Source organism: Pseudooctadecabacter jejudonensis, assembly GCF_900172275.1.
Taxonomy (GTDB): Bacteria; Pseudomonadota; Alphaproteobacteria; order Rhodobacterales; family Rhodobacteraceae; genus Octadecabacter; species Octadecabacter jejudonensis.
Genome location: NZ_FWFT01000003.1, coordinates 42,070 through 63,597 on the forward strand (window position 1 = coordinate 42,070; position 21,528 = coordinate 63,597).

At 57.5% G+C, this 21,528-nt stretch carries 19 protein-coding genes, 1 tRNA gene and 1 pseudogene; 9 read left to right on the forward strand and 12 right to left on the reverse strand.

Annotation, left to right across the window (positions count from 1 at the left end; translation table 11 throughout):
* Positions 1–8 precede the first annotated feature (8 nt).
* Genes glgX through glgB form a run of 4 tightly spaced genes read right to left on the reverse strand, consistent with a single transcriptional unit; the run spans position 9 to position 7,050 of the window.
* Positions 9–2,096, reverse strand: a complete 2,088-nt coding sequence (gene glgX / locus PSJ8397_RS09370) for a glycogen debranching protein GlgX (RefSeq protein WP_085864360.1) — start codon at positions 2,094–2,096, stop codon at positions 9–11.
* Positions 2,097–2,098: 2 nt separating this feature from the next.
* Positions 2,099–3,523, reverse strand: coding sequence for a glycogen synthase GlgA (gene glgA / locus PSJ8397_RS09375; protein WP_085864361.1), 1,425 nt, complete (start codon positions 3,521–3,523; stop codon positions 2,099–2,101).
* Entirely contained in the window at positions 3,520–4,776 is a 1,257-nt protein-coding gene (gene glgC / locus PSJ8397_RS09380; RefSeq protein ID WP_085864362.1) for a glucose-1-phosphate adenylyltransferase, read from the reverse strand. Before glgC ends, glgA begins: the two co-directional genes overlap by 4 nt.
* 18 nt (positions 4,777–4,794) lie before the next feature.
* Positions 4,795–7,050: a 1,4-alpha-glucan branching protein GlgB gene (glgB, locus tag PSJ8397_RS09385; protein ID WP_085864363.1), complete on the reverse strand. Its 2,256-nt coding sequence runs from the start codon at positions 7,048–7,050 to the stop codon at positions 4,795–4,797.
* Positions 7,051–7,265: 215 nt separating this feature from the next.
* On the opposite strand from glgB, the pseudogene tnpC reads away from it, so the two are divergent.
* Positions 7,266–7,946: pseudogene (gene tnpC, locus PSJ8397_RS09390) on the forward strand (IS66 family transposase); the annotation flags it as partial.
* Positions 7,947–8,165: 219 nt separating this feature from the next.
* Here tnpC and PSJ8397_RS09395 read toward each other — a convergent pair.
* The 6 genes from PSJ8397_RS09395 to PSJ8397_RS09425 all read right to left on the reverse strand — a co-directional run bounded on the left by PSJ8397_RS09395 (position 8,166) and on the right by PSJ8397_RS09425 (position 13,039).
* The gene (locus tag PSJ8397_RS09395; protein WP_085864364.1) at positions 8,166–8,519 is read right to left on the reverse strand and encodes a hypothetical protein; all 354 of its coding nucleotides are present in this window, start codon (positions 8,517–8,519) and stop codon (positions 8,166–8,168) included.
* Positions 8,512–10,332: a carbamoyltransferase family protein gene (locus tag PSJ8397_RS09400; protein WP_085864365.1), complete on the reverse strand. Its 1,821-nt coding sequence runs from the start codon at positions 10,330–10,332 to the stop codon at positions 8,512–8,514. The genes PSJ8397_RS09395 and PSJ8397_RS09400 overlap by 8 nt, the downstream gene beginning before the upstream one ends.
* 10 nt (positions 10,333–10,342) lie before the next feature.
* Positions 10,343–11,233 carry a hypothetical protein gene (locus PSJ8397_RS16855; protein WP_143515421.1) on the reverse strand — a complete coding sequence of 297 codons (891 nt, stop codon included), beginning with the start codon at positions 11,231–11,233 and terminating at the stop codon, positions 10,343–10,345.
* A 661-nt stretch (positions 11,234–11,894) separates the two neighbouring features.
* Positions 11,895–11,981: transfer RNA gene (locus PSJ8397_RS09415), tRNA-Leu, on the reverse strand.
* A 76-nt stretch (positions 11,982–12,057) separates the two neighbouring features.
* Positions 12,058–12,546, reverse strand: a complete 489-nt coding sequence (locus PSJ8397_RS09420; RefSeq protein ID WP_085864367.1) for a DUF2306 domain-containing protein — start codon at positions 12,544–12,546, stop codon at positions 12,058–12,060.
* A complete protein-coding gene (locus PSJ8397_RS09425; RefSeq protein ID WP_085864368.1) occupies positions 12,536–13,039 on the reverse strand; it encodes a DUF2306 domain-containing protein in 504 nt (167 codons plus the stop codon). Before PSJ8397_RS09425 ends, PSJ8397_RS09420 begins: the two co-directional genes overlap by 11 nt.
* 102 nt (positions 13,040–13,141) lie before the next feature.
* Here PSJ8397_RS09425 and PSJ8397_RS09430 point away from each other — a divergent pair, with 102 nt between their 5' ends.
* The 8 genes from PSJ8397_RS09430 to PSJ8397_RS09465 all read left to right on the forward strand — a co-directional run bounded on the left by PSJ8397_RS09430 (position 13,142) and on the right by PSJ8397_RS09465 (position 21,161).
* A complete protein-coding gene (locus tag PSJ8397_RS09430; RefSeq protein WP_159453118.1) occupies positions 13,142–13,933 on the forward strand; it encodes a LytTR family DNA-binding domain-containing protein in 792 nt (263 codons plus the stop codon).
* The gene (lipB, locus tag PSJ8397_RS09435; RefSeq protein WP_085864370.1) at positions 13,934–14,602 is read left to right on the forward strand and encodes a lipoyl(octanoyl) transferase LipB; all 669 of its coding nucleotides are present in this window, start codon (positions 13,934–13,936) and stop codon (positions 14,600–14,602) included.
* Positions 14,603–14,674: 72 nt separating this feature from the next.
* Positions 14,675–15,775, forward strand: coding sequence for an endonuclease/exonuclease/phosphatase family protein (locus PSJ8397_RS09440; protein WP_085864371.1), 1,101 nt, complete (start codon positions 14,675–14,677; stop codon positions 15,773–15,775).
* 108 nt (positions 15,776–15,883) lie between these two features.
* On the forward strand, positions 15,884–17,221 hold the full coding sequence (locus tag PSJ8397_RS09445) for a glycosyltransferase family 87 protein (RefSeq protein WP_085864372.1): 1,338 nt from the start codon (positions 15,884–15,886) through the stop codon (positions 17,219–17,221).
* A 97-nt stretch (positions 17,222–17,318) separates the two neighbouring features.
* Complete coding sequence (gene ctaD, locus PSJ8397_RS09450; RefSeq protein WP_085864373.1) at positions 17,319–18,992, forward strand: cytochrome c oxidase subunit I; 1,674 nt, start codon at positions 17,319–17,321, stop codon at positions 18,990–18,992.
* A 109-nt stretch (positions 18,993–19,101) separates the two neighbouring features.
* A complete protein-coding gene (locus PSJ8397_RS09455) occupies positions 19,102–19,647 on the forward strand; it encodes a hypothetical protein (RefSeq protein WP_085864374.1) in 546 nt (181 codons plus the stop codon).
* Between the two features lies 1 nt (position 19,648).
* The gene (locus tag PSJ8397_RS09460) at positions 19,649–20,152 is read left to right on the forward strand and encodes a DUF2244 domain-containing protein (RefSeq protein WP_085864375.1); all 504 of its coding nucleotides are present in this window, start codon (positions 19,649–19,651) and stop codon (positions 20,150–20,152) included.
* 112 nt (positions 20,153–20,264) lie between these two features.
* Positions 20,265–21,161 (forward strand): DMT family transporter, encoded by an 897-nt coding sequence (locus PSJ8397_RS09465; protein WP_085864376.1) that lies wholly within the window; start codon positions 20,265–20,267, stop codon positions 21,159–21,161.
* Here PSJ8397_RS09465 and PSJ8397_RS09470 read toward each other — a convergent pair.
* Both PSJ8397_RS09470 and PSJ8397_RS09475 read right to left on the reverse strand, forming a co-directional pair.
* Positions 21,158–21,340 (reverse strand): DUF3008 family protein, encoded by a 183-nt coding sequence (locus PSJ8397_RS09470; protein ID WP_085864377.1) that lies wholly within the window; start codon positions 21,338–21,340, stop codon positions 21,158–21,160. The two genes, PSJ8397_RS09465 and PSJ8397_RS09470, sit on opposite strands and share 4 nt — an antisense overlap.
* The gene (locus tag PSJ8397_RS09475; protein ID WP_085864378.1) at positions 21,337–21,519 is read right to left on the reverse strand and encodes a DUF3008 family protein; all 183 of its coding nucleotides are present in this window, start codon (positions 21,517–21,519) and stop codon (positions 21,337–21,339) included. Before PSJ8397_RS09475 ends, PSJ8397_RS09470 begins: the two co-directional genes overlap by 4 nt.
* Between the last annotated feature and the right edge of the window lie 9 nt (positions 21,520–21,528).

Below are 21,528 nucleotides of genomic sequence, written 5' to 3' on the forward strand. Positions count from 1 at the left end.
ACTCTCCTTTACTGCGGGTCTGCCTGCGGTGTTTCTGCGAAAACGACCACAGAGTTGGCGGCGATGGTTGTTCCGTCAAAGACGCCGACGGTGGCAGGCTCGGCCGTGTCAAAGACACGGGCCCAGTGAAACCTATCACGGCTGAGAGGCAGCGTCACATCAACCGCATCGCCAACATTCAGCACCACAAGCAACGCGCCCTCGCGTTCTACATATTCCGGCGTGCCTGAGGCGGTGCGCAACTCGGCGATGATCGTTTTTAGATCTGCATCGTGCCAGTCGGCCTCTGTCATGCCGCCGCCGGTGACCGTGCGCCAAAACAAGTCTGGCGCACCGTCGATCAAACGCGGACGCGAGTGCAAGAACCGACGTTGCCGCAAGATCATATGCGCCTTGCGGAACGCGATTGCGGCTTTACAAAATTCAACAAAGTCTGGGTCAGCATCGGACCAATTGACCCATCCGATTTCATTATCCTGACAATACGCGTTGTTGTTGCCGCCTTGCGAATTGCCAAGCTCATCCCCTGCCAAAAGCATGGGCGTGCCTTGGGACAACATCAGGCTGGCGATCATGTTACGGCGGCGGCGCGCGCGGGCTTCCAGGATATCTTTGTTCTCGGTCTTACCTTCGACGCCCATATTGTCCGAATGGTTGTTCGAATGGCCATCGCGGTTTCCTTCGCCGTTGGCGGCGTTGTGCTTTTGCCCATAGCTGACCGTATCCATCAGCGTGAACCCGTCATGGGCCGTCAGGAAATTCACCGAGGCTGTGGGCGCGCGCCCGTCGTGATCGAAATAGGGGGCGGAACCTGCCAGCCGTTCGGCCATCGCCTTGACCTTGCCGTTATCTCCACGCCAGAACGTCCGCGTGTCGTCACGGAACTTGTCGTTCCATTCCACAAAGGGGGCCGGATAGGCGCCCAGCTGATACCCGCCGGGCCCCAAATCCCAAGGTTCTGCGATCAGTTTGACGCGATTCAGAACCGGATCTTGCCGAATGGCGCGGAAAAACGGGCCGTCGCGGTTAAATTCACGCCCCGCGCGGCCCAATGTGGAACACAGATCAAAACGGAATCCATCGACACCCATGACCTCAACCCAGTACCGCAAGCTGTCCATCACCAGACGCAGCACAAAGGGGTTTTCGAAGTCCAGCGTGTTCCCGCAGCCGGTGAAATCTGTATAAAACCGTTTGTCATCCTCCAGCAGGTAGTACGAGGCATTATCGAGGCCACGGAATGACAGATGTGGGCCCAACTCATTGCCCTCGGCGGTGTGGTTGTAGACAACATCTAAAATCACCTCGATCCCCGCTGACCGGAACCGCGCAACCATCTGCTGGAATTCCGCGATGTCACCCGCCTGCATGTACCGCGGATCAGGGGCGAAAAACCCGTAGGTCATATAACCCCAATAGTTGCTTAACCCTTTTTTGACCAAGAACTGGTCGTTCAGGAACGCCTGCACAGGCAGCAACTCAATCGCTGTCACGCCAAGGTTCGTCAGATGGTCCAACATTGGCTCAGACGACATGGCAAGAAAGGTGCCTGGCGCGTCAACATCGCGTCGTTCAGCGGTCAGGCCTTTGACGTGCGCCTCATAGAATACGGTGTCGGACATGGGCGTTTGTGGGCGCGGCGTCGCCCCCCATGTGAACGCAGGGTCCACCACGACCGAACGCGGCATATAAGGTCCGCTGTCATGGCGATCCATCGCCAAATCCTTGTCGTCACTGGTTAAATCATAGCCAAACAAGGCATCATTCCACACCGGATGACCCGTCAATTTCTTGGCATAAGGATCAATCAACAGTTTATAGGGATTGAACCGGTGCCCCTCTTGGGGCTTCCATGATCCCTGCATCCGAAACCCGTACTGCTGGCCCGGACGCATTCCGGGGACATAGCCGTGCCAGACATGCCCATCCCGTTCAGGCAACCGCACGATCTGGGTCTCGGTCCCTGCATCGTCGAACAAACACAGGCTGACCTGCGTGGCGTGACGCGAAAAGACGGCGAAGTTTACGCCGTCGCCGTCAAACGTCGCCCCAAGAGGCGAGGGGACGCCTGCACGCATGGCAAAATGACCAGACATATTCAGCCTTTCAGGGCAGAGTGATAAAGCGCGGCATAGGCTTTGGCCGACGTTTCCCAGCCCACGGGCTGCGCCATTCCATTGGCCTGCAGCCGCGCCCATGCGGTTTTGTCTTTGAACAGATCACAGGTCCGCGTCAATGCATTGGCGAAGGCGTCCGCCGTAATGGGGCTGAACTGCACGCCTGTCGCCACGCGCGACGCCATGGCCGCGGGGTTCGCGTTGATCACAGTATCGGCCAACCCTCCGGTCAGCGCGACCACGGGCACCGTGCCGTATCGCAGGCCATAAAGCTGCGTCAGCCCGCAGGGTTCGAACCGCGAGGGCACCAAAATTGCATCCCCCCCCGCCATCATCCGGTGCGACAGCGCCTCATCATAGCCGATCTTGACGGCAACATTGTCGTCATGGGCCGCGCGTTCCAGCAAAGCAACCTGAAGGGAGGTGTCCCCCGATCCCAGCAATGCAAGTTGTCCGCCCTGCCCCGTTAACGTCGGCAGAGCCTGAAGAACCAGATCAATGCCCTTTTGATCAGTCAGACGAGAGACCAAAACGCAAAGGGGGCCATCTGACTTGGGCAACCCAAACTCCGTTCGCAGCGCGACCTTTGCTTTGGCCTTGCCTTTCGGCGTTTTGTAGTTGGCCACATGGACGTCTGTCGCGGGGTTCCACACTTGCGTGTCGATGCCATTCACGATCCCCACCAGATCAGCTTTGCGGGCCTGCAGAATGCCGTCCATCCCCATGCCAAAATGTGGGGTCATCAATTCCTCGGCGTAGGTTTGGGACACGGTGTTGATCTTGGTGGCACTGGCCAGCCCCGCCTTCAGGGCCGAGATCTGCCCCCAAAATTCAAAGGCGTCCGCATGAAACCGCGCGGGATCAAGACGCAACGCCTCAAGCCTGTCCGCAGCGGTGTTCCCGTGGAAGGCGATGTTGTGGATGGTGAACACGAAAGGCGTATCCGCCCCCATGGCGTGCAGATATTCCGGCACAAGGCCAGCTTGCCAATCGTGCCCGTGCACCAGATCTGGCATCCAGCCGTCCGCGCCCGTCTTGGCCAAATGGGCGGCCACGAAACTCAGCGCGGCGAACCGGACGTCATTGTCCGGGTGATCGCGCCCTTCGTCGGTCACGTAGGGCCCGCCAGCGCGGTCATACAGATGCGGGGCGTCAAGCACCAACAGATCAAGGCCACCGTGATCCACCGCCCGCACCTGTGCCGTGCCACCAAACAGATCAGCAAACTGTGCCACGACCGTGCCGCCTGTCACCTGCGCCAGAACCGACGGATAGCCGGGCAACACGGTCCGCATTTGAACATCCAGCCCTGCCATCGCGGCAGGTAAGGCACCGGCCACATCCGCCAGTCCGCCTGTTTTGATCAGCGGCGCCACTTCGGACGCCACGGACAACACTTTGATCATAGCGCCGCAGCCCTCGCATCCAGCATGGCTTGGGTGATCAACGTCACCCCTTTGTCCGACACGCGGAACCATTTGGCGTCTTCTTGCGGGTCTTCCCCCACCACGAGGCCTTCGGGAATCGTCACGTCACTGTCGATCACCACCTTACGCAGCCGCGCATGGCGGCTGACGACCACGTTGGGCAGCACCACCGCGTGATCCAGCACCGCATAGGAATTGGTGTGCACATTGGTGAACAGGCACGAATTGCGCACCTCGGTCCCTGAAATAATGCAGCCGCCCGAGATCATCGACGAAATCGCCATGCCGCGCCGGTCCTTTTCATTGTGAATGAATTTCGCGGGCGGCACGCTTTCGGAATAGGTCCAGATGGGCCAGTTCTTGTCCCAAAGGTTCAAGTCAGGCGTGAAATCCGTCAGGTCGATATGCGCTTCCCAAAAGGCGTCGACCGTGCCGACGTCCTTCCAATAGACCGGCGCACCCTCGGCCCGAACGCAGCTTTTGTCATAGCGGTGCGCCATCGCTTTGCCGGTTTTCACGATCTCAGGGATCAGATCATTCCCAAAATCATGGGAGCTTTCGACATTGCTGTCATCATCCGTCAACAGCTTACGCAAGTAATCCCAGTTGAAGACGTAGATCCCCATGGAGGCCAGCGCCTTGTCGGGGTCTTCGGGCGTGCTGGGCGGATCGGCGGGTTTTTCCAGAAACGACGTGATCTGGCCGCTGTCATCCGTGGCCATGACGCCAAAGGCCGTGGCCTCCATCCGTGGAACGGTCAGACAGCCGACGGTAACATCGGCCTTCGTTTCCACATGCTGGCGCAACATGATCTCGTAATCCATTTTGTAGATGTGGTCGCCCGCAAGGATGATCACATAATCCACGTCATAGCTGTCGATGATGTCGATGTTTTGGGTGACCGCGTCCGCCGTGCCCTGATACCAGTTTTCGTTGTTGCCCCGTTGGGACGCAGGCAGGATATCCAGAAATTCGTTGCGTTCGGCGCGAAAGAACGTCCAGCCCCGTTGCAAATGCCGGATCAGGCTGTGAGCCTTGTATTGCGTGGCAATCGCCATTTTTCGGATGCCGGAGTTCAGCGCGTTCGACAGTGCGAAATCAATGATTCGTGCCTTTCCGCCAAAAGGCACCGCCGGTTTGACCCGTCTGTCCGTAAGCTCCTTTAGGCGACTGCCGCGCCCGCCTGCCAGCACGAACACCATAGACCGCTGTGTAAGTCTCTTTTGTTCCATATCTTCCCCCTTCCAAGGTCAGTCGGCGGCGTGGCGCAAAACCACGACGCTCAAGGGCGGCAAAACGATCGAGACAGAAGTGTCGTGACCATCGCGCGGCTCGGGCGTGCTGTGCACACCGCCCATGTTGCCACGATTTCCGCCGCCATAAATTTCAGAATCTGTATTGAGGACTTCGTCCCACCGGCCTGCCTTTGGCACGCCCAGCGCGAAATCCTGTCGCAACACAGGTGTAAAGTTGCACATGATCACGACAGGCGCATCGCCATCATGGCCGTACCGAACATACCCCAAGGTTGACTGGCCCGCGTCGCCATTGAGCCATGCAAACCCGTCCGGATCACAATCCTTCACATGCAACGCCGCCGTGTCGGAATAAAGTGCGTTCAGATCACGGATCAGGGTGCGCACCCCGTCATGGGCGGGGTCTGCTGCGGCTGACCAGTTTAATTCACCGTCGTGTTTCCACTCCTCCGGCTGGGCAAATTCACAGCCCATAAACAACAGCTTTTTGCCCGGATGGGTCCACATATAGGCGTAATATGCCCGCAAATTCGCAAACTTTTCGCCCCGATCGCCCGGCATCTTTTCCAGCATGGACCCTTTGCCGTGCACGACCTCATCGTGGCTGATGGGCAGGATGAAATTCTCGGAATACTGCCACATCAAGGGCCGCGTCAGATCGTCTTGATGATACCGACGATAGATCGGGTCGCGTTCGATATAGGCCAGCGTGTCATTCATCCAGCCCATGTTCCATTTGTATCCGAACCCGAGCCCGCCCGCGTCCACGGGCCGCGAAACGCCAGGAAATGACGTGCTTTCCTCAGCCACGGTCATCACGTCGGGATGTGCGCCGTAGACTGCTGTGTTCATCTCTTGCAGAAAGGCGATCGCCTCATAATTCTCATGGCCGCCATCTTTGTTGGGCACCCATTCGCCTTCATTGCGTGAATAATTGCGGTAGAGCATCGACGCCACCGCATCCACGCGCAGCCCGTCCAGATGATATTCCTCCATCCAATACAGCGCATTGGCCACAAGGTAATTCTTCACCTCCGTGCGGCCGTAATTATAAATCAGCGTGTTCCAGTCCTGGTGGAACCCTTCGCGCGGGTCCGCATGTTCATAAAGATGGGTGCCATCGAAATGCGCCAAGCCGTGGGCGTCCGTTGGAAAATGCCCCGGCACCCAGTCAAGCAAAACGCCAAGCCCCGCCGCATGGGCCGCATCGACAAAATCGCGAAACTCATGCGGGGGTCCAAAGCGGATGGTGGGCGCATAAAGACCCACGGGCTGATAGCCCCATGAGCCGTCAAACGGAAATTCCGAAATCGGAAGCAATTCAATGTGCGTAAAGCCGAGGTCTTTCACATAAGGGATCAAATCGCGGGCCAGTTCTTTGTACGACAAAGGCCGCCCGCCCTCGTCATAGCGCCTGCGCCAAGAGCCCAAGTGCGCCTCATAGATGGACACGGGTGCATCCAACGCCCCGCGCGCGCGGCGGGCCTGCATCCAAGCGGCATCGTCCCAACCATATCCCGTGATATCCCGCACAACCGAGGCTTGTTCAGGGGGATGTTGCGACCCGTAGCCCACGGGATCGGCCTTTTGTACCAAAGACCCGTCCGCGCCGAGGACTTCAAATTTATAAAGGGTGCCGTCCCCAAGATCGGGCATGAAAATTTCCCAGACACCGGACGTGCCAAGCGCGCGCATCACATGGCGCCGCCCGTCCCACATGTTGAAATCACCCACCAAAGACACCCGTTGTGCATTGGGCGCCCAGACCGCAAAATGCGTACCTGCAACCTTTTCGTGCGTCGTGACATGGGCGCCCAGCGCCCGCCACAACTCCTTGTGGGTGCCTTCACCCAGCAGATATTGATCAAAATCGCCCAAAACCGGGGCAAAGCTGTAAGGATCGCGCGTCTCAACCACCGATCCGTCCGCATAGCGAACCACCAACGAATAGGTTTTGCCCGCCACCGGCCCCGCAAATGTGTCCCCCCGCAAACGAGGCAAAGGGGTGGTTTTGGCCCCGACCCGCACTGACACCTCAAGGGCGTCAGGCTGAAACGTCGAAATCCAACGTCGGTTTTTGTATTTATGAGGGCCCAAATGCGCAAAGGGCTGGGCCATGCGACCTGCGCCCAAAGCGTCCACAGCCTCAGGTGTTAGAAAATCAGGCCAAGCGGGACCACCGTCTGGTGATCCAGTGGCCGCTTGATGTGATGTTGCATTGGTCGTGGCAGGTTTTGAACCTGGCGCCATAGTGTCCCCGCGTGGTGTTTAGGTGATCAACGTCACGCTACACGGAAAAGTTCCATCTATCAAAAGACGACCATGCAAGCGCGTCATGCACGTGTGTCATAGCGATTGTCATTACGATGAATTCTGGGATCAGGCCGGTCCCCAGGGACCAAATGGTGCGGTTGAGAGGCAGCTGAAAAGCGTCCATGGCTGTTGACTGACGTCCGGCCAAATGCAGTTACGCGCCCGGACGTTCCGGTCAGTATGCGGACAATATCTTGAAAGGCTTCAGCGGCACCCTGCAGGTAGACGGCTACGCAGGCTATAACCGCCTGCTCAAACGGCCTGCGCAGGACGTGACCTTGGCCTATTGCTGGGCCCATGCACGGCGTAAATTGCACGATATCACCCAATCCGGCGCGGCTCCGATTGCACAGGAAGGCCTTGCTCAGATCCAGACGCTCTATCGCATCGAAAAAGACCTGCGCGGACAAAGTGCCGATCAACGGCACGCTGCACGAATGGACCGCTCAAAACCCATCATCGAAGATTTTGAGCTTTGGCTTGCCCAAAGCCGCGCCCGCGTCTCAAGCAAATCTCCGACTGGAGAAGCCCTAAAATACATCGCCAAATACTGGGACGGGTTGTGCCGGTTCCTCGACGACGGTCGCATCGAACTAGATCCCAACGCCGTCGAGCGCACCATCCGTCCCATCGCCCTCAACCGCAAAAATGCGCTCTTCGCGGGTCATGATACCGGCGCACAAAACTTGGCCGTCATCGCCTCCCTGATCGAAACCTGCAAATTGAACAAGATCGAGCCGCACAGCGACCTAACAGGCGTCCTCACAGCCATCGTCAATGGGCATAAGCAGAGGGATATTGACCACCTGCTACCGTGGAACTGGGCGGGCTGATAAACCGGTTACAAAGCTTCTTCAAGATCGGCATCTGAACCATAGCGGCGTGTCCGAAACCGCAAAAAGCCGGGCAAAGAACACGCCCCCGACGATGCCCGAGGCGATCAGTGTTTATGCGACCGACAGCTCATACCTCGCGTCCAGGGCCCGTCTCTTAGTCGCTAAACCTTGCCAGTACCCCGCGCTGAGGGTGGTCCGCTGCGCGCCTTTGACCCATCAGAAGAGTGGATATACGAAATCAGAGACTTCGCCGTCGTCCTGGCTTGTTTCTATCTTTGATAGTTGGCGTGCGACATCTGCAAGATTCGATCCCATATCCGCCAACAGCGATGACGTCGACCTCCAGCGGAACAAGAGTTCCGTTGCAACCGCTTCAGGCGACATCGGACAGATTTCCGTTGTGCGATCGGATCTACTGGGCTTGGTAAAATAGCTTTCCAAATCGCCAGTTGTTTTCGTGAAGTCAGCATAGGTCCCGTCCTTGATCGCCATCATGCGATAAGGAAGTAAGCGATAGTGAAAAAAGCCGTCTGGCGTTTCTTGTGAGATAAGAGGCTCGTCTTCAGTCAAGTTCGAACTCCGTTTTTCCGACCAGGTTCTGCAAGTCCTGAGGCTGTTCTTCTTTCAGCACAACAAAATCTTCTATCCAAAGGACATCAAGCCCTGTGTTCAGAAAGCATGCGATCGCATTTTCTGGCGAGTTGACCAACGGCTCTCCTCTGACATTGAACGAGGTGTTGATAAGCATCGGGCAACCTGTTTGCGCCTCAAACTCTGAAAGTATGCGATGAAATGCTGGATTGCGAGATTTGTCCACTGTCTGGATCCGTGCACTATGATCCACGTGTGTCACACCTGGTACGAACGACGCAGGCTGTTTAAGCAAAGCCTGCATGTCCGCATCTGTGTTACGAAAGGTGTCCCAGTCCAATGGCCTACGCAATTCTTCTTTGACATGGGATACAACCAGCATGTAGGGACTTTCGTCCTCTAGCTCGAAAACATCTTGCAGACTTTCAGCGAGAATCGCCACGGCAAAGGGGCGCCAGCTTTCTCGGAACTTAATTCGCAGATTGACGTGTTTCTGCGCGTCTTGAACGCGCGGGTCCGCCAAAATAGAGCGGTTTCCTAAGGCGCGCGGTCCGAACTCGGTCCGAGACGTGAACCTGGCCACGATCTGACCTTTCGCGAGCGCCGAGACAACGTCTTTGTGTTGTTCGTCTTCTGGAAGAGATCGGTAAACGAGGTTTTGGTCCTCAAGTGCATGTTGGATCTGCGCCTTGGAATAGCGCGGCCCTAGGAAACTGCCGCTCTGACTGTCATTGCTCTGTGCCTGACGTTCGGGATTTTCGGAATAATAATGCGCCAAAGCAGCCCCTAGCGCGCCGCCCGCGTCGCCAGCTGCGGGTTGAATCCACAGACCGTCAAGGTTCTCCAGCTTACGTCGAATGTGTCCGTTGGAGACGCAATTCAAAGCCAGTCCGCCAGAGAGACACAGATTGCGGCTTCCGGACGTTTCCAGGGCCGTGCGTGCCAATCGTAACATGATGTCCTCGATGACGGCTTGGATTGACGCTGCGATATCCATGTGGCGCAGTTTCAGTTGACCCCCAAGGGGGATCGGTTGGCAGGACACCAAATTCGCAAGCTGAGGTGCGAAACTGTTTTTGAGCTTGTTGAACGCGAAGTAGTCCAGATTGAGTTGAAACGATCCGTCTGTCTTCACATCAATGAGTTCATCCAAAAACTTTTGGGCAAGTACAGGGCGCCCATACGGCGCAAGGCCCATCAGCTTGTACTCGCCGGAATTGACCTTCAACCCACAAAATTCTGTGAAGGCGGAGTACATTAACCCCAGCGAATGCGGGTACGAGATCTCTCGATCCAGTCGAATCTCCGCTCCGTTGCCGTGGCCCAGGCTCGTGGTCGCCCACTCCCCAACACCATCGGCAACCACCAGAGCAGCTTCATTGAACGGAGATGGGAAAAACGCCGACGCCGCATGCGATAAATGGTGTTTGCAAAAGAATACTTTGTCGTCCGAAGACACAAATGACCGTAGCTCTGAACCAATCGCCGCTTTTTTGCCAAGCGCCGAAGTGAGAGTTGCATTCCAAACGTCCCCGCCTTCGGGGGCAATGTGAAAGGCGTTCTGCATGACACGGTCTAGATTGAGTACAGGGTCTTCATAGAACACGATCGCATCAAGAGCTTCGTCTTCGCCGGCTTGCGATAGACAATACTGCAGCGCTTGTTTCGGGAAGCGCGCATCATGTTTCTTACGGGAAAAAAGCTCTTCCTGCGCCGCGGCGATAATCCTGCCATCTCGGACCAAGGCCGCAGCCGCATCGTGATAAAGACCAGATACACCGGCAATGAGCATGCTTACCTCTTCAGTTCAGCATCGTATCGAGTTTTTCGCCAATCACCGCCGCGAAATGCTTGTTCGCAGAGCTGTTAGGATGGATATCAGTCGGATAAAAACTGATGTCTTCGAACGGCTTATTTGGATCGGCATCAACGACATCGAAACCACGTTCCAACAATTGCTTGACGAACATGGTTTCCATTGGTGGTGTCTTATCCACCTCTTTCGCCTCGATTGAATCACCACTTCTCAAGACCGCGACAACAAACTTCGCACCCGCAGCTTCTGTCAAAGCGCGTGCCTCTTCAAACACGCGACAAGAAATCTGGTGACGTGTAAACCTATCTGGCGCGTATGCCATCATGCCCTCGTACTCTTGCTCGGAAAGCGGCATGTTGACTTTACGAAAATTCAGTTTGCCGAACTCATTAATGAAGGCGGCCGGCCTGAATATCTCGGTGCTCCGGCTTCCAACCTTTTGAAGTCTTCCAAAAGCGGGGTGAGAATGTCGATTCTTCCAAAGGATCGGGTGAGCCACATTGCGAATAAGATGAAAGTGAAAGTAACCGAACACAACAACATCCGGTTTGGATGTCATCAGGTTGGCTTGCAGTTGAAGAAGATTCTGAAATGACGAATAACCAGCTATGGCATAAGGTTGTATCTCTGCCCCACCAAAGCGGTCTTGAAGCAAATAACAATAGGTCTGTTCTATCGGCAAGCACTGACCTTCAGTAAACGAACACCCGAAAACCCAGACTTTCTTTTGCCCCTTGCCTGGCCGAGCGTTTGGCAAACGGCGAAATCCTGTGGGATCAATATCCCACTCCCAGGTAATGCTGTCTCCTATAGCGGCGCGTGCGCGGCCTGGCGCTCTGCGCCACCCTAGAACTGGGTCAAAAATAATGTTTGCCAAGGGCGATTTTCCCAGCACGTCACTCAGCTGGGACACTAGCCTTCGCGCCCAGGTAGGTCTAGTCGCATTCGAACCTTTGGCCACCGCTGTCCAGCTCCATTTTTACGGGCCCCATTTTTACGGGCCACTTTTGAGCAAGGTTTCTGGCACGGGCGGGCTCGTGTTTAGGGCCTGATGGGGTCGGATCTGATTGTTCCCTCCGGACCATTATCGGAGCGACTGTATTCGGGCGTCCCGTGCCGCAGTCGCAATGGATAGAGCGCATCCAGAACGTCTGCGTCTTTCATCTTCGGTTTGACCGCTCCGCAGAGCGCTTCGCGGGGGTACTCCTCCCGCGCCGCCCGGACGCAGGGAGGAGATGAATGACCGTTTCAACTGCATATTTCCGTCCAGTGGATGCCAAGCACGCCATAGGCGTGTCACGATAAACGACCCACAACTGGTCGAAAAAGGGTCTGATCACCCTGCGAAAGCATGGCGGCATCACATTCGTCAGCGTGTCCGAGGTCGAGAAGCTTATGATCAGCTTGGGGGACCAGTTGGGGGACCAGAAATGAAAAATCCCAATCCAGATATATTTTATTGGGATTTTTGGTGCGCCCGTTCGAGCAAAGTTCGAACTCATACAAAAGTACGGCCGCACCGTTCGAATTTATGAGAATGGTGCGGTCGAGAAGACTCGAACTTCCACGGGTGTTACCCCACAGCGACCTCAACGCTGCGCGTCTACCAATTCCGCCACGACCGCACTGTCTAGGCTTGGTGGAGGTGCTTTAGACAAAGCGGCCCCACACCTCAAGGGCAAAAAGCATGCGTCCCCCGATTTAAGGCAGCGTCCTGTCACGCTGCATCCGCCACAGCGCCCAAAGCCCCAAAAGGCCCATGGCAATCACGACATATCCGGCGGCCGACGGCTCACCAAACAGGGCGCGGTTCAGGGTCCGTCCGGGCAGCAACGTGAACAGTCCCGCCACACCCAACGCGCCAAACCACGTCGATTGCATCGACCTGCGGTGGCGCGCGATGTCACCGATGCGAATGGCCCAGATCGCCTCCGCCATGCCCCAGGTCGCCAAGATGCTGAACACATGGATTGGGCCGAAATGTGCAAGGACCGCGATGTTGCTTTTGATGCCAAGACCCGTGAGTGCGAGGCCCAGCATCCCCACCACCCCAACGTAGCCCGCGATTTTGTGCAGCCGGTCGCGTTTGCGCCGAAACATCGCGATAGGACCGGACAAAAGCGCAAGACAGGCAAAAAGCACATGCAGTTGCACGATGGGCGCAGATGACAGGATCGGATCAAGCGACATGAGGCATCCCCCCTTGGATCTGACGTTGGCGCAAGACGGCACGCAGGATGACGCAGAACACCCCTGCACCAATCACCCACCACCCCAGATGATCGGCCCCGTCAAAGGCCGCTTGGTTCGAAGTTCGGCCCGGCATGAAATTGGCCAGCCCCGCCAGCACCAGCCCGAACCGATACAGATTGCCGAACACCGCGCGGTGCGCAGTGATATCGCCGCGCCGTGCGTGCCCGATGCCCAGCCACAGGGACACCAACGTCACAACAGCAAACCCATGCAGCGGGCTGAACGGCCCTATGACCGCAAACGAATGGATGAAAAACGCCGATAGGGACACCGATGCCATCGCCAACACCCAAACATATCCCACCGTCTTATGCAGGCCCGCCCTGCGCTGACCGTACAAAGCCACGGGGCCCAGCACCAAAGCCACAAGGGCAGAGGCTGCGTGGATCTGGATGTGAACGGGGGCATTCAGACATGGGTCAAGGGTCATGTCGTGTCCTTTCGAATTGGCAATTGGTTTAGCGATAGCGTACCCTTGACCCAGCGGCCGTTCGCGCCCCAGACCCTTTGTGCCAAACGACGAGACCCTTTCGTGAACGACACCCCACCGCAGTCTGCGCTTCGTGAATGGCGGGCCCATATGGGCCACCCGCCTCGGGCGGCGGCCTTGATCGGGGCGGCGGTGATCCTCACTGTCATGGCCCCGTTTGAAACCGATCGCACCATGCGCGCAGCGCCCCGACTGGCCTATTGGGTGATCCTTGTAGCCACCACCTATTCCACCGGTTTTTTTGCCAACATGTTTGCGACCCTATTGGCGGGGCCAGACGCGCCTGTCTGGAAAAAGGCCGCACTTGGCGCGACGTTGACGTCTCTGGGCGTCTTTGCAGTGGTCTATGTTCTGAATGGCCTCGCCTTTGACTTTTGGGCCAGCGGGGCAATCGCGGTCGAGGGGTTTATCAACGTGGCCGTCATTGCCTCCATCATCAGTGTCATCTTTCACATGATCGACGCAGGCACCGGCCCTGCACCGGACAGCCCTGCACTTTCCACCGATCACGCCCGCCCCGCCCTTCTTGACCGCGTGCCTTTGGACAAACGCGGCACCCTTGTGTCGATCAGCGTCGAAGACCACTACGTGCGTGTACGCACCACCAAGGGCGAGGAGATGTTGCTGCTGCGTCTTGGTGATGCCCTGCGCGAGGTGCCGCAGGACGCAGGATTGCATGTTCACCGCTCCCACTGGATCGCGACGGATCAGGTGACGGCGGCGGTTCGCAAGGGGGATGGTGCCCTCTTGTCGATGACCCACGGCCCCGATATTCCCGTCAGCCGGGCCAATGTGGCCAAACTGAAGGAGGCGGGGCTTTTGCCGCGATCATAGATGGTTGAATGGATCACAACAGACGGTTTGACAGACTACGACGCCGCCGTGACGTTCATGGAAGACCGCGCCGATGCGATTGCACGCGGGGCGGCGGAGGAATGTGTCTGGCTGGTTGAACATCCGCCGCTGTATACCGCTGGAACCTCGGCCAAGCCTGCGGACCTGACAGACCCGGACCGTTTTCCGGTCCACATCACCAAACGGGGCGGTCAATACACCTACCACGGGCCCGGCCAACGGGTCGCCTATGTCATGCTTGATGTTGGCAAGCGCGGCCATGATGTGCGCCGCTTTGTGCAAGACCTTGAACATTGGGTCATCGCCACGTTGGACCGCTTTAACGTCAAGGGCGAAATCCGCGAGGGCCGCGTGGGCGTCTGGGTCACGCGGGATGACAAACCGCTGACACTCACGGGTGCCAAAGCCGAAGACAAAATCGCAGCCATCGGCATTCGGTTGCGCAAGTGGATCAGCTTTCACGGCCTGTCAATCAACGTGGAACCAGATCTGGACCATTTCGGGGGCATCGTGCCCTGCGGGATCGCCGAACACGGGGTGACATCTTTGGTGGATCTGGGGTTGCCCGTCACCATGGCCGACGTTGATGTTGCCCTGCGCCAAACCTTTGATGCGGCCATAACCCCCCGCACCGACACCCCCCAATAGCCCCGTACGCGGGAACGGATCGGCATACGTGCGGGTTAGGCTTTCGCCCCTTTGTCCAAGCCAGGCCTGAAAATGACGCCCCTCCTCTACATCATCGTCACCAGCGTAAGCGCCGCCCTTTTGGGGCTGACCCTGATCCCGTTCCTGCGGGTACATCATGGAGCGTTACGTGGGCCGGAATTTGTGCGGTTACAGCTTTTGATCAGCGCTGTGGGTCTTATGGGGTTTGTGCTTATTTGGGATGCAGCATGGTCCCCTGTCGCTTTGGTGTTGCTGCTCGCAACCGTCGTGATCAACGCGGTCTTCATGCTGAAATTCACGCCGCTGTGGGCCAAACAATCGCAAACGGCGGGCGCGGATTTGCAAGCGAGAACAAACCGTCACCTGACCCTTCTGACCGCCAATGTCAAAATGTCGAACCGGTCCTATGATGCTGTGCTGGAGATGGCTGCGAATGAACCTGCCGATATCCTCGCACTCATTGAACCGGACGCCGACTGGATCGCCGCCATGGGTCCCCTGCGGGACCGGTTCGCCCATTACATCGAACATCCGCTCGACACCGGTTACGGCATGGCGATCTACTCCGACCTGCCGCTGTCCGACACCGAACTGACAGACCTTGTGGTCAAGGGCGTGCCGTCCATCCAGACCACCGCCACCCTGAAATCCGGCGATCAGGTGCGGCTGTTCTTTATTCATCCCGAACCGCCCACGGCGACGGACCCCACGAAAGGCCGCGACAGTGAAATTATGCTGGCTGGGCTAAAGGCCAAAGACCACCCCCTGCCAAGCATCATCGCAGGGGACCTCAACGATGTTGCATGGTCGCACACCACCCGCAAATTCCAGCGGATCACTGGCCTGCTGGACCCACGCGTGGGGCGCGGGTTTTTCAACACGTTCAACGCCTTCTACCCCATTTTTCGCTGGCCACTGGACCATCTGTTTCACGACGACAGGTTTCGATTTGTCGCCATGCAGCGGTTGCGCAAAATCAATTCGGACCATTTCCCGCTGACCGTCACACTCGCGCTGGCCGACACCCCCGCAGGCGTCACCCCCGACGCCGTCATGGGCGAGGAAACAATGGCGCAGGATATGATCCGAAAAGAACAGGCCAAAGACCGCACAGCCATCGGATCGGATTGGGAAAAAGACGCCGAGACGTGAACAAACGGCCCAATTTTGCCCCATTGTTCACCAAATACCGCCCCACCGCAGGTCTAAAAGTCAGTCACTTCAGCCGCACAAAGTGCGACAGTCAGGCAGGCCGCGCGTATGACAAATTCAGATCAGACAAAACGATCCCTTGTCTTTGTTGTGTCGATCCTCATCATGGCCTACGGGCTGTGGGTGTCGACCATTGGCGCGATGGCCGTTCAATCTGCTGATCTGTTCGCCACGTGGCTGGCCGCCGAGTTTTATCACGCGGGGCAGATGGACCAGATCTATCCTGCGGCCGGGCGCTTTTTCACCATGACCACCCCGTCTGAGTGGTGGGACAGGGCTGTGCAAACCGATCCTGAGGGGCGGATTTTTCCGTATATCTACCCGCCTTTATGGGTGGCGCTCTTTAGCGGTCTCACACCACTCACCGATTTTGCCACCTTCGATCTGGCCTTTCTGATTGTCCATCAAATCGCCCTGTTCGGCACCGTGGTCTGCGCCAGTCGACTTTTGAATTTGCATGGACAGGCTCAACTGGTTTTTGTCGCCCTGACCTATGTGGCCCTGACCAATACAATGCCCGCCCTTTTGGCTTTGTCTGAAAACCAGCCCCAAATCCTTGTCAGCTTTCTTATCGTTCTGGCATTTGAACGGATGCACACAGGGCACGCGCGGCAGGCTGGCGCGGTTCTGGCCTTGGCTGCGGCGATCAAGCTTTATCCTGTGTTGTTTGTCGTGATCTTCATCGGACGCCGCCAATGGCGCGCGCTGGCCAGCTTTGCGATCGTAGGCGGCGGCTTGGGCCTGGCCTCTATCGCTCTGGCAGGCTGGCCGCTGCATGCGGAATACTTGCAGCTGATCAAGACAATGACGCGGTCGGTGGTCATCACCAACAATTCCTATTCCATCGATGCGCTGATCTCTGGTGTGGTCTGGACAGACCATATCACCTATGTCCGGTCCTCCAGCTTGGCGGACGGCGATCTGGGGTGGTACGCGATCGCCAAATCGCCCCTTTGGGCGACGATATCTGCGATCCTCACCCTTGCCGCGTTGGCCGGTGCGGCCACCTTGGCTGCGCGCAACCCCAACGACCCGTTCGTTCTGCCCACACTTGCCGTGGCCCTGGCCCTTCTGAGCCCGCTGACGTGGTCCTACACGTATCTGACCGCATTTGTCTTTGTGGGCGCGCTGCCCGCACGGTTGGGAAAGGTCGGTTGGGGCGTCGCCATCGGCATCGCGGTCGTGTTTTTCCGATCAACGCCGCTGCATCAACTGGGCCTTGTTTATCCTTTCTTGTCGTATGGTTGGGTGGTGTGCGGGCTGGTGATCATGGTGTTTTTCCTCTCCCTTTTGGCCGCACTCTGGCGCAGTCACCAAAGCGAGGGGGAAGGCGCCGATGCCTCTCGTCCCCCTGCGCCATTTTTACCCATGCCAAATCGCGGATGAAGTCTTGCTCTGATGGACGCTGGCCCCTAGAACGCTTCCAAAGCCATTGGGCTGAGTCTGTCAGCCCACAAGATTAGCCACGAAGAGGGAGCGCCACATGGTAGACGCAGCCGTCCACGACCATGAGCATGAAGACAACCGCGGGTTCTTCACCCGTTGGTTCATGTCCACCAACCACAAAGATATCGGGATCCTGTACCTGTTTGTTTCAGGTTTTGTCGGGTTCCTGTCCGTCGCCTTCACCATCTACATGCGGATGGAACTGATGCACCCCGGTGTGCAGTACATGTGCATGGAAGGCGCACGTCTGTTCCCAGCCGCATTGGACGAATGTACGCCAAACGGCCACCTGTGGAACGTGATGATCACGTACCATGGTGTCCTGATGATGTTCTTCGTGGTGATCCCTGCCCTGTTTGGCGGCTTCGGTAACTATTTCATGCCACTGCAGATCGGCGCGCCCGACATGGCCTTCCCTCGTCTGAACAACCTGTCGTTCTGGCTGTTCTGTACCGGTGTGGCCCTCGGCGTGGCCTCAATCCTCGCGCCTGGCGGCAATGGCCAACTGGGCTCGGGCGTTGGCTGGGTTCTCTATCCGCCGCTGTCCACGAATGAGGCCGGCATCTCCATGGACCTCGCGATTTTTGCGGTCCACGTGTCCGGTGCCTCGTCCATTCTGGGCGCGATCAACATGATCACGACCTTCCTGAACATGCGCGCCCCTGGCATGACACTGCACAAGGTGCCGCTGTTCGCCTGGTCGATCTTTGTCACCGCGTGGCTGATCCTTCTGGCCCTGCCTGTGCTGGCTGGTGCGATCACCATGTTGCTGATGGATCGTAACTTCGGCACGACCTTCTTCGATCCTGCCGGTGGCGGTGATCCCGTGTTGTACCAGCACATCCTGTGGTTCTTCGGTCACCCAGAGGTCTACATTATCATCGTGCCAGCCTTCGGCATCATCAGCCACATCATTGCAACTTTCTCGCGCAAGCCGATCTTTGGCTACCTGCCGATGGTCTATGCAATGGTCGCAATTGGTGCGCTGGGCTTCGTTGTCTGGGCACACCACATGTACACCGTCGGCATGTCTCTGACCCAGCAGTCCTATTTCATGTTGGCCACCATGGTTATCGCGGTGCCCACAGGGGTTAAGATCTTCTCGTGGATCGCGACAATGTGGGGCGGATCCGTGGAATTCAAAACACCTATGATGTGGGCGTTTGGGTTCCTGTTCCTGTTCACTGTGGGTGGTGTCACCGGCATCGTCCTGTCGCAGGCGGGCGTGGACCGCGCCTATCACGACACCTACTATGTTGTGGCGCACTTCCACTACGTGATGTCGCTGGGTGCTGTGTTTGGTATCTTTGCAGGGATCTATTTCTACCTGCCCAAGATGTCCGGGCGCATGATGCCTGAATGGGTCGGCCACACACACTTCTGGCTGATGTTCATCGGCGCCAACATCACCTTCTTCCCCCAGCACTTCCTGGGCCGGAACGGGATGCCACGCCGCTACATCGACTACAACGAAGCCTTCGCGCTGTGGAACTATGTTTCCTCCATCGGTGCCTTCATCGCCTTCGGCAGCTTCTTGTTCTTCATTGTCATGCTCTTCAAGACACTGCTGTCCCCGAAGAACGCGACCGAGAACAACCCATGGAACGAATATGCAGACACGCTGGAATGGACCCTGCCGTCCCCTCCACCAGAGCATACGTTCGAAATCCTGCCCAAGCAGGAAGACTGGGACAAGCAGCCGTCGCACTAACCGCTGGCTGATGTGACTTCAATGGCCCCGGCAGGAACGTCGGGGCCGTTTTTATGCCAACAGTGCCTGCAAGGCCAAACCTGCGGGTGTGTAACAAAGGGATCCTTATTTGCTGTTTCTTTGGCCCGCAGCCCTGTTGTTCGCGCCCCTGTGTGTCACCCTTGCGGGCGGGCGCAGCGTGTTTCTCTGGGGAAGCCTCTTTCTGGGGGCGGCAGCCCTCTATGGTATGGCGGTGCTCTCGTCTTACTCTCTGGCCTCTGGCGGACCCGGTCGTCCCCTCGGCCCGCTGTTTGCCAACACCGATGATCCTACGGATATAAGCCTGGTCTTTCACTTTGCAGAACTCCGCAGATTGACCTTGACCTATGCGGTCACCCTTTTGCCGACGGTGGCGCTGTTGTGGCCGTCCCATCCAGTTCGGGCACCATGGGATGTGGCGCTCTTTTGGGGGTTCGCCACGCTGGCGCTGGCTCACCTCTACCTTCCCACTTTGATGTTGGGGCGAGAGGGCATGCCACCAAACTATGTGGACTTCAGTGACCGATTGGCATTTGCGACAGGGCTTGCGCGAACTGCAGGTGGATTGGCCGTGTTGACCCTCGTCCTTGCGGTCCTCCGCCCTATCTTTGTCGCCATACGCAAGAGGCTGACGTGACATGCCCTATGAATGGATCGCCCCCGAAGACCCCGCACCAAAGTCGGCCCCCCTGGCCGAATTGCACCTATGGCCCTACAGGTCCCTGCTGCGCCGTGATTTCGTGACTTTCTTCGCCGCTACCTCGGCAATGATCCTTCTGCCGTTGCTGGCCGTCATGGGCTCACCCGTGCTGTGGGGGCTGCTTCCTTTCTTTATCATCACAGTCGGCGGCATCTGGTACGCCCTTCAACGCAATCAACGTGACGGTGAAATCCTCGAAGAATTGCGCATTTGGCCCGATCGGATCACCCTGGATCACATCCATCCTCGGCGGGGACACCACAGCTGGGAGGCCAACCCCTATTGGGTGCAAATCAAGATCGACCCGCATCATGAAAAGATCCCAAACTACCTAACTCTCAAAGGGAACGATCGCGTGGTCGAACTCGGCACTTTTTTGTCGGACGAGGAACGCGCCGCCCTCTACGACGAGGTTGACTTCGCCATTCGCGCAGCCCTCTGAACCGGCGCCCAGACTTTCATTGAAAGTCTGCCACCAAATCCTTTTCAAAGGATTTGCCACCAACCGCAACAAACGGGTCGCATAGGTAAATCGCCGTCCCTATGGTCACACCATGACGACGCAACGCACCCTTACCACACAGACATGGGCAGAACTTTTTGTACTGGGCCTCATTTGGGGCGGCAGTTTTCTGGCCATCCGTCTTGCGTTGAACGAGGTGCCTTTTGTCACCTCTGTGGCGCACCGCGTGTTCTGGGCGGCCCTGATCCTGTGGGGCTATGTGGCCTTGCGACGTCTGCCGCTGCCAAAAGGGCGCGATTGGGGCGTCTTGTTCGTGATGGGCGTTCTGAACAACGTGATCCCATTCAGCCTGATGGCGTGGGGGCAGCTCTATATCCCGACCGGTCTGACATCTGTGTTCAACGCAGGCACCGCAATTTTCGGCGTCCTCGTGGCGGCCCTTTTGCTGAGCGACGAAAGGATGACAACCCGCAAAGCCACCGGATCCCTGATCGGTTTTTTCGGCGTGGCAACCGCCATCGGGCTCGACAGTTTGCGCGACTTCGACATTACATCGCTGGCGCAATTGGCCGTCATCGGCGGAACGATTTCATACGCCTTCGCTGGGGTTTGGGCGCGGGTCCATATGGGGCACCTGACCCCGCAGGTGGCCGCGGCGGGCATGTTGACCGGATCCTCGCTGATCATGGTGCCGGCAGCGTTTATCATTGACGGTGTTCCGTCCGCCAACCTGAGCCTGACAGCCTTGGGCGCCATCGCCTATTACGTGGTTTTCGCCACGGCAGGGGCGTATCTGTTGTATTACCGGATCCTCAAGGCAGCAGGATCGGCCAACACAATGATCGTCACGTTACTGATCCCGCCCGTGTCGATTGTACTGGGGGCATGGATGCTGGATGAAACCTTATCACCCAATGTCTATGTGGGTCTCGCCCTTCTTGCGGTCGGGCTTATCATCCTGGACGGACGGCTTTTGCGCCGACGTTAGCCCTTGGTCTCGGGCAGGTCATCATGAGAGGTCGAGGCCATCTCCTCAAGCTCGTCCTCTGACATGCTGTCATACATCTCTTTTGATGCGCCCTGCAGGTCAGACACCTTGGTGTCGCCCCGCTTGGCCGACAACGCCGCACCCGCCGCTTTTTGCTGGGCTTCGGATTGGGCTTTCACGACACGGCCATTTGGCGCGCACCCACGTCCCCCAAGGTCGACAATTCATGGAGTTCAGCCAAAGTCAGATAGGAGAACATTTCAGCCTGTGGCGGCGTCAACGCGGTCACAGGTTTTTCCCCACGGCGTGCCGTCAATGCAGCCTGTGCATTGGTCCGGTGATGTTGAAAATGATGCATTGCCCTATC

Coding starts and splice junctions, on each gene's coding strand:
- PSJ8397_RS09420 (WP_085864367.1), bottom strand. CDS start 12,546: ATGTCGCTTGATCCGATCCTGTCATCTGCGCCCATCGTGCAACTGCAT.
- glgC (WP_085864362.1), bottom strand. CDS start 4,776: ATGGAACAAAAGAGACTTACACAGCGGTCTATGGTGTTCGTGCTGGCA.
- glgB (WP_085864363.1), bottom strand. CDS start 7,050: ATGGCGCCAGGTTCAAAACCTGCCACGACCAATGCAACATCACATCAA.
- PSJ8397_RS09460 (WP_085864375.1), top strand. CDS start 19,649: ATGCCCTATGAATGGATCGCCCCCGAAGACCCCGCACCAAAGTCGGCC.
- PSJ8397_RS09400 (WP_085864365.1), bottom strand. CDS start 10,332: ATGCTCATTGCCGGTGTATCTGGTCTTTATCACGATGCGGCTGCGGCC.
- lipB (WP_085864370.1), top strand. CDS start 13,934: ATGGTTGAATGGATCACAACAGACGGTTTGACAGACTACGACGCCGCC.
- PSJ8397_RS09465 (WP_085864376.1), top strand. CDS start 20,265: ATGACGACGCAACGCACCCTTACCACACAGACATGGGCAGAACTTTTT.
- glgA (WP_085864361.1), bottom strand. CDS start 3,523: ATGATCAAAGTGTTGTCCGTGGCGTCCGAAGTGGCGCCGCTGATCAAA.
- PSJ8397_RS09440 (WP_085864371.1), top strand. CDS start 14,675: ATGACGCCCCTCCTCTACATCATCGTCACCAGCGTAAGCGCCGCCCTT.
- glgX (WP_085864360.1), bottom strand. CDS start 2,096: ATGTCTGGTCATTTTGCCATGCGTGCAGGCGTCCCCTCGCCTCTTGGG.
- PSJ8397_RS09475 (WP_085864378.1), bottom strand. CDS start 21,519: ATGCATCATTTTCAACATCACCGGACCAATGCACAGGCTGCATTGACG.
- PSJ8397_RS09425 (WP_085864368.1), bottom strand. CDS start 13,039: ATGACCCTTGACCCATGTCTGAATGCCCCCGTTCACATCCAGATCCAC.
- ctaD (WP_085864373.1), top strand. CDS start 17,319: ATGGTAGACGCAGCCGTCCACGACCATGAGCATGAAGACAACCGCGGG.
- PSJ8397_RS09445 (WP_085864372.1), top strand. CDS start 15,884: ATGACAAATTCAGATCAGACAAAACGATCCCTTGTCTTTGTTGTGTCG.